The 12,487-nt window shown below is 43.5% G+C and carries 15 protein-coding genes; all 15 read right to left on the minus strand.

Going from position 1 to position 12,487, the window contains the following annotated elements; translation table 11 throughout:
- Positions 1–14: 14 nt before the first annotated feature.
- Entirely contained in the window at positions 15–1,175 is a 1,161-nt protein-coding gene (gene sucC, locus HLI_RS01720; RefSeq protein ID WP_128522775.1) for an ADP-forming succinate--CoA ligase subunit beta, read from the minus strand.
- 198 nt (positions 1,176–1,373) lie between these two features.
- On the minus strand, positions 1,374–1,634 hold the full coding sequence (locus tag HLI_RS01725) for an EscU/YscU/HrcU family type III secretion system export apparatus switch protein (RefSeq protein WP_128522776.1): 261 nt from the start codon (positions 1,632–1,634) through the stop codon (positions 1,374–1,376).
- Complete coding sequence (locus HLI_RS01730) at positions 1,631–3,514, minus strand: hypothetical protein (protein WP_128522777.1); 1,884 nt, start codon at positions 3,512–3,514, stop codon at positions 1,631–1,633. Before HLI_RS01730 ends, HLI_RS01725 begins: the two co-directional genes overlap by 4 nt.
- A 20-nt stretch (positions 3,515–3,534) precedes the next feature.
- The gene (locus HLI_RS01735) at positions 3,535–4,299 is read right to left on the minus strand and encodes a ribonuclease HII (RefSeq protein ID WP_128522778.1); all 765 of its coding nucleotides are present in this window, start codon (positions 4,297–4,299) and stop codon (positions 3,535–3,537) included.
- Positions 4,300–4,938: 639 nt separating this feature from the next.
- Complete coding sequence (gene ylqF, locus HLI_RS01740; RefSeq protein ID WP_128522779.1) at positions 4,939–5,781, minus strand: ribosome biogenesis GTPase YlqF; 843 nt, start codon at positions 5,779–5,781, stop codon at positions 4,939–4,941.
- Positions 5,782–5,791: 10 nt separating this feature from the next.
- The gene (gene lepB / locus HLI_RS01745; RefSeq protein ID WP_128522780.1) at positions 5,792–6,340 is read right to left on the minus strand and encodes a signal peptidase I; all 549 of its coding nucleotides are present in this window, start codon (positions 6,338–6,340) and stop codon (positions 5,792–5,794) included.
- A gap of 350 nt (positions 6,341–6,690) precedes the next feature.
- A complete protein-coding gene (rplS, locus tag HLI_RS01750) occupies positions 6,691–7,035 on the minus strand; it encodes a 50S ribosomal protein L19 (protein ID WP_128522781.1) in 345 nt (114 codons plus the stop codon).
- A 127-nt stretch (positions 7,036–7,162) separates the two neighbouring features.
- The gene (gene trmD, locus HLI_RS01755) at positions 7,163–7,894 is read right to left on the minus strand and encodes a tRNA (guanosine(37)-N1)-methyltransferase TrmD (protein WP_128522782.1); all 732 of its coding nucleotides are present in this window, start codon (positions 7,892–7,894) and stop codon (positions 7,163–7,165) included.
- Positions 7,894–8,409 carry a ribosome maturation factor RimM gene (gene rimM / locus HLI_RS01760; protein ID WP_128522783.1) on the minus strand — a complete coding sequence of 172 codons (516 nt, stop codon included), beginning with the start codon at positions 8,407–8,409 and terminating at the stop codon, positions 7,894–7,896. The genes trmD and rimM overlap by 1 nt, the downstream gene beginning before the upstream one ends.
- Positions 8,410–8,417: 8 nt before the next feature.
- Complete coding sequence (locus tag HLI_RS01765; protein WP_128522784.1) at positions 8,418–8,804, minus strand: YlqD family protein; 387 nt, start codon at positions 8,802–8,804, stop codon at positions 8,418–8,420.
- A 62-nt stretch (positions 8,805–8,866) separates the two neighbouring features.
- On the minus strand, positions 8,867–9,094 hold the full coding sequence (locus HLI_RS01770) for a KH domain-containing protein (RefSeq protein WP_128522785.1): 228 nt from the start codon (positions 9,092–9,094) through the stop codon (positions 8,867–8,869).
- A 15-nt stretch (positions 9,095–9,109) separates the two neighbouring features.
- Positions 9,110–9,382 carry a 30S ribosomal protein S16 gene (gene rpsP, locus HLI_RS01775; protein ID WP_128522786.1) on the minus strand — a complete coding sequence of 91 codons (273 nt, stop codon included), beginning with the start codon at positions 9,380–9,382 and terminating at the stop codon, positions 9,110–9,112.
- An 84-nt stretch (positions 9,383–9,466) separates the two neighbouring features.
- Positions 9,467–10,807, minus strand: a complete 1,341-nt coding sequence (ffh, locus tag HLI_RS01780; RefSeq protein WP_128522787.1) for a signal recognition particle protein — start codon at positions 10,805–10,807, stop codon at positions 9,467–9,469.
- A 13-nt stretch (positions 10,808–10,820) separates the two neighbouring features.
- On the minus strand, positions 10,821–11,150 hold the full coding sequence (locus tag HLI_RS01785; protein WP_128522788.1) for a putative DNA-binding protein: 330 nt from the start codon (positions 11,148–11,150) through the stop codon (positions 10,821–10,823).
- Between the two features lie 75 nt (positions 11,151–11,225).
- Positions 11,226–12,476, minus strand: a complete 1,251-nt coding sequence (ftsY, locus tag HLI_RS01790; protein ID WP_128522789.1) for a signal recognition particle-docking protein FtsY — start codon at positions 12,474–12,476, stop codon at positions 11,226–11,228.
- Positions 12,477–12,487: the final 11 nt, after the last annotated feature.

A 12,487-nucleotide genomic window follows, 5' to 3' on the forward strand; every position in this document is an offset into this window, starting at 1 on the left:
ATTTCCCCGCCTTTCTACTTGACTAGTTCAACGATTTTTTGTGCGCCTTCTGCCATAGAGTCAGCAGACGTGATATTCAATCCGGATTCTTCAAGGATTTTCTTCCCTGCATCCACATTCGTTCCTTCTAGACGTACGACAAGTGGTAATGTTAGACCGATTTGTTTCGTGGCCTCTACGACACCTTCTGCGATTACATCACACTTCATGATGCCACCGAAGATATTGACGAAAATCCCTTTGACATTGTCATCAGAAAGGATGATTTTAAATGCTTCTGTGACTTTTTCCGTAGTAGCTCCGCCACCTACATCAAGGAAGTTGGCAGGATCACCGCTATAGTGTTTGATTGTATCCATTGTCGCCATTGCTAAGCCAGCTCCATTGACCATACATCCGATGTTTCCATCAAGAGCGATGTAACTCAAGTCATATTTCGAAGCTTCAACTTCTTTCGGATCTTCTTCATCAAGATCACGCAATTCAGCAATGTCTTTTTGACGGAATAATGCATTATCGTCAAAGTTCAATTTTGAATCAAGTGCTAATACATCTCCGTCCCCTGTTGTTACAAGTGGATTGATTTCCGCAACAGAGCAATCTTTCTTCAAGAAAACATCATAAAGGCCCAACATGAATTTGACTGCTTTGCCTAATGCTTCTTTAGGAATATTGATGTTGAAAGCAAGACGGCGTGCTTGGAATGGTGTCAAGCCTGTAACTGGATCGATTACTTCTTTGAAGATCTTCTCCGGTGTTTCAGCGGCTACTTCTTCAATCTCTGTACCGCCTTCTTCTGATGCCATCATAGTCACCTTGCTAGTAGCACGGTCCAGGACAAGGCCTACATAGTACTCGCTTTGGATGTCGCATCCCTCTTCGATGAGTAAGCGCTTCACTTCTTTACCTTCTGGTCCTGTCTGATGGGTTACAAGTGTTTTACCTAGTATCTCATCAGCGTATGTACGCACCTCATCAAGATTCTTGGCGATCTTGACTCCACCGGCTTTTCCACGTCCACCTGCATGGATTTGTGCTTTGACTACAGTCACGTCACTACCTAATTTCTTAGCTGCTTCAACAGCTTCATCTACGGTATATGCTACGTGGCCGTTTGGCACTGAAACGCCAAAATCACGCATGATTTGTTTTCCTTGATACTCGTGAATGTTCATGTTTCATCCTCCCATCAATTTTCACTGCATGTTCATTGTATAAAAAAACGCTATCAATTGTCCACACTAAGCTAGATATCTGTCGAAAAATAAAATAGATTAACATGTAAATCATTATGTAAACCGTAGATTGATAAGTTTCCATTTACCCTTGAGAAAGTTGCTGTAAAAGGATTTTCTTAAGAAAAATCAGCTTTTTTATCCCTTGTCCGCCTTATAAATGAAGGCGAACACCTCTGCTACTACATGATATAATTCTTCAGGAATTTGCTCGTTGATGTTCAACTCTGATAAAAGTTCAACTAAAGTTGCATCCTCTTGGACGGGAATTTGGTTTTCTTCCGCTTTTGCTAATATGTTTTCAGCTACGTAACCTTTCCCTTTAGCTGTTACTTGGGGAGCAGATTCTTGTTCGGATTGATAACTAAGAGCAATGGCTTCTTTTCTCTCATGCTTCATACCCTAATATCCACCCCTTCTTCCCGTTCTTCCTCTTTGTTAGTCTTACATGAGGTTTGTCTCTCATGCGTTTGCCGGGTGACTAGTGAAGAAAGTTCATAACCAACATCACTCAAACCTTCCCTCACCGAATCTTTATACTGGTGTGCCAGCCATTCCATTTTAGGACTATTGTTAAAAACAGTGATCGCTATCCGGCGATCCACAATATTCAAGTCAATGACAGTTTCTTTCAAATTAGCCAGATCCAAGTAAAATATGATGTGACAAAAGTCAGGATCAATGGTCCCTTCTTGTGTTTTCCTTCCCTCTAAATTCATGTGGATATCATGAAGAGAACCAAGTAAGTCCCCTGGGATTTGAAGCGCCATTTGAAGCGTGTGCTGCTGGTCGACATGAGAAGTCAGTTGGATCCCGTTCAATAAGTGAAGCATTTGTTTGGCTGTTTCCGGACGAGGCGTTGTTCCATCGTTCAACCCTTGAAGCAATAGTGTTTTCAACGTGCTTTCATGGGCTTGATTCGTTCCTTGCTGCAAAGAAGATGAAAGTCTGCGCTCATCGCTGAATCCGCTGAAATCCATCACTGTTTTCAACTTCAGCAGCATCATGTCTTTTTCTTTGAGTGAGAGGAATTCACTTGAACGTGACATCCAGTCAATGAGGGCTGATTTCTGTTCTGATGGCAGTTGACTTCCCTCTATCTGTCGCCCCATTTGTATAACCTTCTCCAGTTGTCCACTGGCGAATTCCGGCCCTTTACTGACCGGATCAGCCATTTGTTTTACAAAGTCATTCAATATCACTTTTTCTTGTGGGGATAAAAAAGGGGTTAACTTTTCAAACACACGCCGTCGGGAAAGTTCATTGTATTGACTTGTCCATTGATTGCGGAGATTTGATGACAGATCCGCTTGGAGCACCCGTTCGGATGTTTGTAACCATTGACTCAATGTCTTCAAATCTTTATCAGTCACAGGTAACTGTTGGTCAAAAAGCTTTTTCAATTGTGTCGATATTGTTTCAAGCGGTTGAGGGAAAGGCGGATTTTGCACTGACTTCCCTTTAGTGCCTGGAAGTGTTTGACTTACAGCACTCACGCCTTCTCCTTTTCCTGCCCACTGATTCCATGTCTGTTGAAATTCAGTGAAGCTCATCCCTTCTCTGACGATGCCTGCCTGTTTGAATAATTGAAAGGAAGTGTCTTTTCCTGCTGAAACTTCTGTCGTTATTCTCTGCACAGCCAAATCCGCAGAAGATAATGAGGAACCTGACCCTTTCATTTGCGAAAGCAGCACTCGTACTTTCTCATTGCTTACACTTATTTGCTCATCATTGAATTGATTTTGAAGCTGAGTTAAAACGCTGGAAAATTCTGTTGTCTGTTTGGTTGCCAGGGCTTGAAAGATGGATGATCGGATTGGAAAACGTTTTTGGAACATTTGAACTAAAATCTGCCGGGCTAGAGGTTTGTCGCCGGCTCCTTCTAATAAAGCAAGAGCTTTTTTGACTTCCGCTTGCTGAAAAGGAATGTTTTGCTGTAAAATTTCTTTTAAAAAAAGACTATTATGCTTGGTCAACGTTACTCCCAGTTGTTTTAAAAGCTGTTGAATATCATTTCTTCCAGAACTGACAGGGGTACCTTTAATCGCTTTTAATAGAAGGAGAGGATCTGTCTTCTCAACTTGAAACAAATAAGCATTCCCCTTAGTCAAAGAGGTTTCCAGCTGTGCATGTACTTTTTGTTTTCCGAGTTGGACGATAGCCCTGTTGTCAGGCATGAGTTCCACTACTTTTCCACTCATCATTTGACCTTGTACGGGAGTTGTCTGCACAGCTTTCGCCTGTATTGCTTGCCCGATCCCACTCAACAAATTTCTCACGTTTTCCCTCTCCTTTATCTCTAAATCACTTCCTTCACTGGTGCAAAACTCAACCGGTGATATGGGGATGCTCCATACATTTCCAAAGCTCTCAAGTGATCTTTTGTGCCATAGCCTTGGTTAGAGCGGAATTGGTACATTGGATAGCGCTCATCCAGATCAGCCATCATGCGATCACGTGTCACTTTAGCAATAACACTAGCTGCAGCAATCGAAACACTTCTCTGATCCCCCTTTACTAGACTTGTTTGGGTACATGGAGCATGGTTCATCTCCATCGCATCTATCAATAAATGCTCAGGACGCACCGGCAGATTATCCACAGCCCGCTGCATAGCCAGCTTTGTGGCCTGGTAAATATTCAATCGATCGATCTCTTCATTGCAGACAATGCCTACACTCCAAAACGCGTCTGCTTTAATATGATCAAAATAATTCTCTCTCTGGCTCAAAGACAATTTTTTAGAGTCATTCAATCCTTCTAAATAATAGTTTTCTGGTAAAATGACAGCCCCGGCCACGACCGGGCCAGCTAATGGCCCTCTCCCTGCCTCATCAATACCTGCAACAACTCTTTTCCCTTTACGGTACTGTTCATATTCAAAAACCAACATATCCTCATACTGCTGCTGCAATTGAGCTTCTTTCCGCTTCTCAGCATCATATCGTTCGATAAGCTTTTGAACCCCTTTGCGTTCATCATTTCGAAAACCTTGGAGTTCTTCCTCCGTCAATAGGGGGTCATTCAGCATTTCTTTCACATGCATCACCGTTAACCGAGCCATTATTCATACACTCCATTTCTTCTTTTATCGGACGAAATTAAGCTTTATGTAATCATTCTATCTAAGTTCATATCTAGTTTTTCTCTTATTGATTTCAGTTCAGCCCCATCACCCTTAACACTCAGTTTCAAAACTTTTGTAAGTGGTGATGGTGGCGGGGAAAACGAATCGCTTTTCTGCGAAGATGACGGAGAGCTTCCTGAGGCTGTTGCCTTACAGAGTCTCGCCGTTTACCAGCCACCATACGAATGGAAGACACTCGAAACCACCTTTGGTTTGCAGGGAGCTTTTGCGATTAGACTACTACCATTATGACTTTCAGGTGGGGTTTATCCCACTCCATAAAGGGCAGGTCCTCCCTCAGGCGATTTCGAGAAATTCCTATCGCAAAAGGCGGAGGGAAGCGGTGAGACTCCTGTGATATACGCGGGTTAGATGAGACCCCGGAAGGCGTAGCCTAAGGAGGCTCAGCGCACGCCCACGGAAAGCGAACCGTTTCCCGAAGCCCCTTATTCACACTGAAGCTTCGAAATCATTTTTTCCAGACAACTGCTAACAAAATAAAAATTATACTTATAGTCTAGCTAAAGTCATAGAAAAAGCGCAAGGTGTAGGTACCACGCTGCGCTTCCGTAACATCTATTCAGGACGCTCAAAACTGATGAGGCCTAACTTGCCATCTCTTAAATCTTGCAAAATGATATCAGATACCTTTTCAAAATTGACATGACCGCCACTCTCCAGGCATCCGCGCTTCCTGCCAATGTGTTCAAAAGCTTCCATCATATCATCGAAGTCCTCGAAACCGAACCGTTCTTCAAGAAAAGCAGGGTAATAGGCTTTCAAATAATCCAATACATATGCTGCAACATCTTCTTTCGGCAGGATCTGATCCTTAATGGTTCCAATAGAAGCAAGGCGATAACCGACTTCCTCTTCTTCGAACTTCGGCCAAAGAATCCCAGGAGTATCCAATAGCTCAAACTCTTTCTTCACTTTAATCCACTGCTGTTTTTTCGTAACTCCCGGCTTATCGCCAGTTGTTGCCATTTTTTTGTTTGCCAGCCGATTGATCAGGGTCGATTTTCCGACATTAGGGATCCCTATTATCATTGCTCTGGATGCTCTAGGTCTTATACCTTTAGCTCTGAGCTTATCCAACTTTTCTTTACCAAGATCTTTCGCTTTTTGGATGACTTTCTGGACATCCTGCTTTCGGTTAGCTTCAATAGCTACAGAAGTGACCCCTCTGTTTTTGAAATGCTGGATCCACTTTTCTGTTATCTCAGGGTCTGCTAAATCTTTTTTCATAAGAACAACCATTTTTGGTTTTTCTTGCAAAATACCATGAAGCATAGGGTTTTGAGAAGATAAAGGAGCCCGTGCGTCTACTAGTTCGATGACAAAATCGACCAGCTTCAGCTTTTCCGCTACTTCTCTTTTCGCTTTGGCCATATGACCAGGGAACCATTGAATGGTCATGCTATTCCTCCTAATTGACTAAGCTGATGCGGGACAACGGCCAATACGATAGCACCGCTTGTCCGACAACTTGATCATCACTAATCATTCCGAGCATTCGGCTGTCTGTTGAATTATTCCTATTATCCCCGAGGACAAGCAGATGTCCTTGCGGGACGACTTCATGACCACCTGGGAGCTCTTCGATTTTAAAGTCATCTGTCAACAATTGGTCCTCCGCGATTTGTTTCTTACGCTCGTTTAAAAACGGCTCTTCCATTGCTTCACCATTGACAAATAATTGGTCATCTTCATATGTGATCCGGTCGCCAGGAAGGCCGATTACCCGTTTTATGTAGTCTTTACGTTCCGTAGCATGAAATACCACGACATCGAATCGTTCAGGAGACCCTAGAGAATAGTTAAGCTTACTTACAATCAAATGATCCCCGCTGTGCAGCGTCGTGAGCATCGAGGGCCCTTCGACGACCACCGGTGCGAGAAGAAAGACACGTACTACTATTGCTAGTACAGCTGCAATGACAAAGGCTTTGATCCAATCCAACCACTGTTGTTTCATATTCCATCCCCACTTCCTAGCCATGTGAAATATTCGAGCGGCAAAGTCGAGACGATCCATCATCTGAAAATCCGAGCTTCTTTTTTTCACTCTGATTCAAGGAACGTGGGACTTGCTGCTACCTCTATATATACAAGTCTCAGGGCAAGTATCCGGCCCGACCCATACCCAGAGCATGAACTGAGGAATTTCCTCTCTCTGTACCTTCGGCCAATAACTTCAGGAGGTATGGACACCGGAGTGATGTAGCGTAAGCACATTCATCACAGCACCTTGTCATAAAACTAAAACTATATCCATCTTGAGTAGAAAAAAGGAGCTTGGCATATGCAAGCTCCTTTTTACTGAAATTAGATAATTTCTTTGATACGTGCTGCTTTACCGCGTAGGTTACGCAAGTAGTAAAGCTTAGCTTGACGTACTTTACCACGACGGGAACGCTCAATTTTTGCGATACGTGGTGAATGGACTGGGAATGTACGCTCAACACCTACGCCGTAAGTAATCTTACGAACTGTAAATGTTTCGCTGATTCCGCCATTTTGACGTTTAATGACAACACCTTCGTAGACCTGGATACGCTCGCGAGTACCCTCGACAACCTTCACGTGTACTTTGACAGTATCACCAGGACGAAAGTTAGGATGATCTGTACGAAGCTGTTCTTTTGTAATGTCATGAATCAATTGCTGCATGATTTTCACTCCTTTTTAACTAATGCTCATGTCTTCTAAGAGGCAGCGGAACATCGTTTTCCACTTAAACCGAACGTTTAAGCACAAATCTCAATATATCACATTGGTGGGTAAACATCAATAGATACTAGCTATTTTTCAATTCTTCAAGCCAAGATTCTTCTTTTGCTGACAACTTCCTGTCAACTAACAGATCCGGCCGTCGTTCAAATGTACGCTTCAGTGATTGATAGTGTCTCCACTCGTCGATTTTGGCGTGGTTCCCGGATAAAAGCACATCGGGTACTCTACTGCCTCTGAAGTCTGCCGGCCTGGTATAATGAGGATGCTCTAATAAGCCGTTTGAAAAAGAATCCATAGGAGCCGATTGTTCATTACCAAGCACTCCCGGAAGTAAACGGACCACCGAGTCGATCACGACCATAGCCCCAAGCTCTCCTCCTGTCAGGACATAGTCACCAATCGAGATTTCATCTGTAACTAGTTCCTGGCGAATACGCTCATCATAGCCTTCGTAATGTCCGCAAATGAATACAAGGTGATCTTCACTTGAGAGTTCTTCCGCCTTTTGTTGGGTATGCGGCTCTCCTTGAGGACAGAGGAGGACAACGCGTGGAGGCTTAGCTGCTTTTTCTTTCACCTCATGAATGCTATCGAAAATTGGTTGAGGGGAAAGGACAAGACCTGCGCCTCCTCCATATGGATAGTCATCGACTTTGTTATGCTTATTCGCCGTATAATCCCGAAAATTCACATATTGGTAAGAAAAAGCCTTCTGTTCCTGGGCTCGCTTCATAATTGAATGATTCAAAACTCCCTCAAACATTTCAGGAAACAGCGTCAAAATATCAATATGCATTAATCTAGCAGCCCCTCTATTGGATCGATGATAATGACTTGCCGAGCCGGATCTACTTCTTTGACAACAGGTTCAATATAAGGGATGAGTACATCTGAATCTTGTTTCCTTTCGACAACCCATACATCATTCGCACCGGGAGTCAGTATTTCTTTCACTTCCCCCAGCTCTTCCCCTGATTCCAGGTAAACCTTACATCCAATGATTTCCCGAAAGTAAAACTCATGATCCTCAAGCTCATCCTGTGCATCTTCTGCTACCATTAGGCTTCCATTTTTGTAGCCTTCCACATCATTGATGGAGTAATGATCTTCAAAGCTCACCAAATCAAAACCTTTATGCATCCGATGACTGCGGACGACCAGTGGCTTCGGATCATCTTGATCATTCACCCAATACAAAAGCTGCCCAGGTGCGAAACGTTCATCGAAGTCTGTAATGCGATGAATTTTCACTTCTCCTTTAATTCCATGCGTATTAATGATTTTTCCTACATTGTACATCTGTTTTTCCATGTATTCGATTACCTCGCTCTTATGACTTTTCCATCTTTAATGAGAATCTGTTGTTCCTGGGTGACTTCAGCCCAGTGATCGCCTTCTTCTACGGTAACCAATGCTTCAACTTCATCTGTTTCTAATTCACTACCATCTGGAAGGGTGTCCAGCTGTTGGCGTTGATATTCCAACCAGCGAAGCTGATCTTTTCTACGATTGATTTCCTTTGAAAAACGGCGTTCCACATCTTGTTTAGCTATTCCGGGCTTGCGTTCCAGCTTCTTTTGTTCAAATGAGAGTTGCCTGCACTCTTGATCAAGCTGTTGTGTCCGCTGATCAAATTTATCTTTCAGTTGGGTACGACTGGATGCTGTCAATATTTCTTTCACAGGGATCGTTCTGATCATTTGCATCAACCGACCGCCTCTCGTCCTTTTTAAATAGTAAAAAAGGGAAAGGTTCTCCCTCTCCCTTCTTACATGATATCTAAATAGATTCTTTTATCAGAATCAGAGCCTGCCGCGTAAACGACAGTTCGAATCGCTTTCGCAATCCGCCCGTTTTTCCCGATCACTTTTCCGACGTCATCCGGGTGGACAGAAAGATGGTAAACCATTTTGTGATTTTCTTCTTTCACATCCACTTTGATGTCGTCTGGATGATCGACAAGCGGAGTGACGATCGTTTCGATTAAGGCTTGCATGATATCACCACTACTTTATTTTTGGTTTTTCTTTTCGTGGAACTGCTTCATGATGCCTTCGTTAGAGAATAGGTTACGGACCGTGTCGCTCGGCTTCGCACCGTTGGACATCCAGTCGATCGCTTTGTCAGCGTCAAGTTTAACCTCTACAGGGTTAGTGACTGGGTTATATGTTCCGATTTGCTCGATGATACGTCCATCACGAGGAGAACGAGAATCTGCAACTACTACACGGTAAAATGGGTTACGTTTAGATCCCATACGTTTTAGGCGAATTTTTACTGCCATTTTTAACAACCTCCAAATTTCTTTAATGTTTCACACAGATTTAGATTCTAGCAGAACTTCAATAGTGTGTAAAGGGTTTTTCCATTACATGAAAGGAAATTTCATTCCTTTGCCTTTTTTCCCTTTTGTATTGCTCATTTGTTTCATCATTTTCTTCATTTCTTCAAACTGTTTTAATAAACGGTTCACTTCCGAAACTGAGGTCCCGGAGCCTTTGGCTATCCGTTTTTTACGGCTTGCATTCATGACAGATGGGTCCTGGCGCTCGTTTTTGGTCATAGATTGGATGATCGCTTCCACATGGACGATTTGTTTATCATCAAACGATGCATTCTGCAATCCTTTCATCTTGCTGGCACCAGGAATCATATTGATTATTTCATCGAGCGGCCCCATACTCTTCACTTGTTCCATTTGTTCCAGGAAATCCTCGAACGTGAATGAAGCATTCCGCATTTTCGATTCAAGCTCTTTAGCCTGCTTATCATCGACTTGCGTCTGAGCTTTCTCGATGAGTGTCAACATATCCCCCATGCCGAGAATTCTTGAAGCCATCCGTTCAGGGTGAAATGTTTCCAACTGGTCTAACTTCTCGCCCGTACCGGCGAATTTTATCGGTTTACCAGTAACGGCTTTGATAGAAAGTGCCGCACCACCACGGGTGTCACCATCCAATTTAGTCAGAAGAACGCCACTGATATCCAGTTGTTCGTCAAAGCTCTCTGCAACATTAACTGCATCTTGACCTGTCATCGAATCCACGACAAGGAAGATTTCATCAGGGTTTACAGCTTCTTTGATCTGCTGCAGTTCACCCATCAAATCTCCATCGACATGCAGGCGGCCGGCAGTATCGATCAACACATAGTCATGGTGTTCTTCTTTCGCTTTGTCAATTGCATTTTTTGCGATATCGACAGGGTCAGCCTCTGTGCCCTCTGCGTGTACAGGCATAGTCAATTGTTTCCCGAGCGTCTCCAATTGCTGGATAGCTGCCGGACGGTAGACATCTGCTGCCACTAACAACGGCTTGCGGTTATAACTCTTACGCAATAAATTGGCAAGCTTACCGGTTGTGGTGGTTTTACCTGCACCCTGGAGGCCGACCATCATGATGACCGTCGGCGGGCGTTTGGCGACAGCAATTTTACTTTCATCTCCACCCATCAATTCCGTCAGTTCTTCTTTCACGACTTTGATTACCTGTTGACCTGGGGTCAGGCTCTCCATAACCTCCTGACCGATGGCGCGTTCACGTACACGCTTGACGAAATCTTTCACGACTTTAAAGTTGACATCGGCCTCGAGGAGGGCGAGACGTACTTCACGGGTCATCTCTTTTACGTCTTGTTCGGTTACCTTCCCTTTGCCTTTGATTTTCTTGATGGTTTCCTGCAAACGGTCGGATAAACCTTCAAATGCCATCGATGGAACCCTCCTATTCTAATTCTAGTAGTTGATCTAGCCATACGCGGAATTGCTCTGGAAGTTTTGTGTTTTCAATTTCTGCTTCCATTTCTTTGAACACCTGCTGGCGCTTTTGGAACTTTTCATATAATTGAAGCTTTTTTTCATATTCTTCAAGCATTGTCTCTGTTCGGCGAATATTATCATAAACCGCTTGACGCGAGACATCAAAGGTTTCTGATATTTCACCTAAAGAGTAATCTTCCAGATAATATAACTCCATGTAATTGCTTTGTTTAGGAGTCAACAACGATTGATAGAAATCAAAAAGATAATTAATCCGTGTTGTTTTTTCAAGCACGCTTGAAGCACCCCTTGTTAAGTGAAATACCTTTACACATAAATATTAACGGAGCATGTCCTTGAATGTCAAGGCTTATGATGTTTTTTCTTCGTCTTCATAATCTTCAATCATATCTGCAAACAATCCATAAACGAAAGCGTGGGCATCAAACGTCTCGAGATCAGTGACCTTCTCTCCAAGACCTACAAGCTTCACCGGTATATCCAGTTCATTTCGGATCGCTAATACGATTCCACCCTTGGCTGTTCCATCCAGCTTAGACAGAACGATTCCGGAGACGTCTGTTGCTTCAGAAAACGTTTTGGCTTGACTCATGGCATTTTGTCCAGTCGTGGCATCCAATACAAGAAGAACTTCATGGGGCGCCCCTGGTGCTTCTCTTTCAATGACTCTCTTCACTTTAGACAGCTCGTTCATTAAATTCACTTTGTTCTGCAGGCGGCCAGCCGTGTCACAGATGAGCACATCGGCCTGACGAGACTTAGCAGACTGGATACCGTCATAAATGACAGCTGCGGGGTCACTGCCTTCGCTATGCTTCGTGACATTGACACCTACACGCTTACCCCATTCCTCAAGCTGTTCAATAGCACCTGCACGGAAGGTATCACCTGCTGCTAATGTTACGTTCTTTCCTTCTGATTTAAGACGATGGGCTAGCTTACCGATGGTCGTCGTTTTCCCGACTCCGTTGACACCGACAAACAAGTAGATCGTCAATCCATCAGGGTTTTCCACAAGGCCTTCAATATCCCCTGCATCGTCATCTCCATAGTAAATTTCTACAAGTTTCTCTGAGATGACTTCTTTTACTTTTTGAGGATCCTGGATGTTTCTCCGCTTCACTTCCATCTCTAGTTCTTCAATCATTTCCATAACCGTCGTAACACCGACGTCAGCTGAAATCAAAACTTCCTCAAGTTCTTCGAAAAAGTCCTCATCTACTGTACGATACCTTGCTACAAGATCATTGATTTTACTGGAAAAGGAGTTGCGGGTTTTGGAAAGCCCCTTTTTAAACTTTGAAGCAATCGTTTCTTCTTCCTCTTCATCTTCAGTTACCTCTACACTAGAGCTTTCTTCAAATACTTGCACCTGTTCTTCTTCGTCCTCTGCAGGTGCTTCTTCCACCGGGGAACCCTTTGATTCAGCTTCATCAGACTCTCCGTCATCTATGACTTCTGTTTCGCCGTCAAGTGGTGGGTTTCCATCAGCCTCTGCTTCAACTTCCGTTTCTTCTTCTTCCGTGTTCTCGTCCCTTTTCTCTTCCTCTTCTTCTGGGCCTTTCACGAATTTCTCTTTCAACTTCTTAAAAAAGCTCATCAACTCATCCT

The sequence above is a fragment of the Halobacillus litoralis genome, assembly GCF_004101865.1.
In the GTDB taxonomy this organism is placed as follows: domain Bacteria; phylum Bacillota; class Bacilli; order Bacillales; family Halobacillaceae; genus Halobacillus; species Halobacillus litoralis_A.

Coding starts and splice junctions, on each gene's coding strand:
- HLI_RS01765 (WP_128522784.1), bottom strand. CDS start 8,804: ATGCAAATGATCAGAACGATCCCTGTGAAAGAAATATTGACAGCATCC.
- trmD (WP_128522782.1), bottom strand. CDS start 7,894: ATGCATATTGATATTTTGACGCTGTTTCCTGAAATGTTTGAGGGAGTT.
- lepB (WP_128522780.1), bottom strand. CDS start 6,340: ATGAAACAACAGTGGTTGGATTGGATCAAAGCCTTTGTCATTGCAGCT.
- HLI_RS01735 (WP_128522778.1), bottom strand. CDS start 4,299: ATGGCTCGGTTAACGGTGATGCATGTGAAAGAAATGCTGAATGACCCC.
- sucC (WP_128522775.1), bottom strand. CDS start 1,175: ATGAACATTCACGAGTATCAAGGAAAACAAATCATGCGTGATTTTGGC.
- rpsP (WP_128522786.1), bottom strand. CDS start 9,382: ATGGCAGTAAAAATTCGCCTAAAACGTATGGGATCTAAACGTAACCCA.
- HLI_RS01770 (WP_128522785.1), bottom strand. CDS start 9,094: ATGCAAGCCTTAATCGAAACGATCGTCACTCCGCTTGTCGATCATCCA.
- ffh (WP_128522787.1), bottom strand. CDS start 10,807: ATGGCATTTGAAGGTTTATCCGACCGTTTGCAGGAAACCATCAAGAAA.
- HLI_RS01725 (WP_128522776.1), bottom strand. CDS start 1,634: ATGAAGCATGAGAGAAAAGAAGCCATTGCTCTTAGTTATCAATCCGAA.
- ylqF (WP_128522779.1), bottom strand. CDS start 5,781: ATGACCATTCAATGGTTCCCTGGTCATATGGCCAAAGCGAAAAGAGAA.
- rplS (WP_128522781.1), bottom strand. CDS start 7,035: ATGCAGCAATTGATTCATGACATTACAAAAGAACAGCTTCGTACAGAT.
- ftsY (WP_128522789.1), bottom strand. CDS start 12,476: ATGAGCTTTTTTAAGAAGTTGAAAGAGAAATTCGTGAAAGGCCCAGAA.
- rimM (WP_128522783.1), bottom strand. CDS start 8,409: ATGGAAAAACAGATGTACAATGTAGGAAAAATCATTAATACGCATGGA.